The organism is Nocardia sp. NPDC004168, from assembly GCF_040610355.1.
Lineage (GTDB): Bacteria > Actinomycetota > Actinomycetes > Mycobacteriales > Mycobacteriaceae > Nocardia > Nocardia sichangensis.
This window is the reverse complement of record NZ_JBEXME010000104.1, coordinates 1-1,582: the sequence shown is the minus strand read 5'-3', so window position 1 is coordinate 1,582 and position 1,582 is coordinate 1. Positions and strand designations below refer to the sequence as shown.

1 protein-coding gene and 2 pseudogenes are annotated in these 1,582 nt (G+C 66.3%); all 3 read right to left on the bottom strand.

What is annotated here, in order from left to right; genetic code table 11:
• Positions 1-72 precede the first annotated feature (72 nt).
• A complete protein-coding gene (locus ABZW96_RS37610) occupies positions 73-561 on the bottom strand; it encodes a hypothetical protein (RefSeq protein ID WP_355081649.1) in 489 nt (162 codons plus the stop codon).
• Positions 562-626: 65 nt separating this feature from the next.
• Positions 627-1,037 (bottom strand): annotated as a pseudogene (locus tag ABZW96_RS37605) (transposase); the annotation flags it as partial.
• A 27-nt stretch (positions 1,038-1,064) separates the two neighbouring features.
• Positions 1,065-1,582 (bottom strand): annotated as a pseudogene (locus ABZW96_RS37600) (hypothetical protein); the annotation flags it as partial.

Genomic DNA, 1,582 nt, shown 5'->3' with positions numbered 1-1,582 from the left:
ATCGCCGCCTCCCGCACGAACCACCCCGCCTCGACGATAAGCCACCCGCAGCAGCCGCAACAGGAAAAACGATCAGTTCATACACAGGCACTTAGTGCTTGAAGGGCACATATTCGAGGGATCTCCTCGTCGTCGGTAGTGGGAGAGGCGGGCTTGGTGTTGTCGGCGACGGCGCCAGTTCGACCAAGCCCAGAGACGCCGGGTGTTGCGGGTGAAGTTCAGCAACAGGCCGATGGTCAGGCGGCGAATCTCTGGTAGTGCGCGGGCGATCATATCTCGATTGGTGTCGTTGATTCCCCCTTTGCTGCAACGGCTTTGGATCCCGCGAGCCAGGCCAGGGCCAGCATCCACAGGGGTAATGTGGGCGTACCAGGCCCGCCAGCCGCAGGCCTGGTAGAGGTCCAGGCCGGCTTCGTTCTTGGCCTGTTGGAAGCATTCCTCGATGCGCCAGCGCGCCCAGGCGATCCATGCCAGACCCGCGATCGTGGACCGGCGGGGCCCGAAGCAGACGTCGTAGGCGATCTCGCCCGGTCGGATACGCTGCACGTGGCCAGCAGCCACTGCCCACGTCCCGGCGCCCACAACGCCCTGATCGGGACCGCGCCCAGTCGTAGTCGCGGGGCCCGTTAGCACCGGCACTGGCTCAGACCCGCTGCCACCGACCACGCGGGGAGCACAGCGACGAGATCCTCGGCGCGGGCCTGGCCCCACCCGGTGGTGACCAGGGTATCGCTGCGGCGGGTCGCCAGCACGTGGGCGATGTCGTATTGTTCGAGCCAGAACCGCAGATACTTCACCTCACCAAGGGCTTCGTCGGCGGTGAACCACCGGAACGGCACCCCTGCGTACAGAGCACGCTCGAGATCGCCATCACCAGCCGGGGTTTGGCCGCGAACTCGACCTCGTCCGCGATGCCGGTGCTGCGACAGCGTTAACGATCGGCGGTCCAGGACTCCTGGCAGATGCAGCTCCCGGTCCACAAGAGCATGTCCATGCCGGGACGCGTAGGCGAGAAACACCCCGATTTGGCAGTTCCCGGCGCGCCCCGGGGGCTCGTCCGTAAATTACTGTCGGAGTTGATCTTTTGAGACGTCGATCCGGTGCAGGTCCAGTATCCGGTGGCCGTCGCGGAACTGGTTGGACTGATTGGTGCGCGTGACGCCGAGTAGTCGGGCCAGCAGCGTGCTGGTGGCGGCTCTTCGCCGCCGCAGCAAGGCTGTCAGGAGCCGGTGGAAATGGTCGATGCTGCTGGTTTGTGGATGCAGGTAACCGCGGGGGCGGTGGAAGCGACGTTGGAACGCCGCCTCGGCCAGGGCGTCCCAGTAGGGTTCCGAGACCGCGACCAGGCGCGCGAAGTCCGCTCGAGGCATGCCGGTCAGAGCCGGATCGGTGAGGATCTCGGTCACGACGGGATCGAGCCTGCGGCGGGTCGAGGCTTGCTCGGCCGGGTGCGGTGCGCAGGGCGCCACGCTGTAGTTCCAGTCGCAGTGGAAGCTGTCGGGTGTGATTGGCAGGGCGTGGAACTCGGCGGAGGTGACGGTGCCGCCGAGGGGGTAGCTGCCGGTGTCCAGGTTGACGCCGA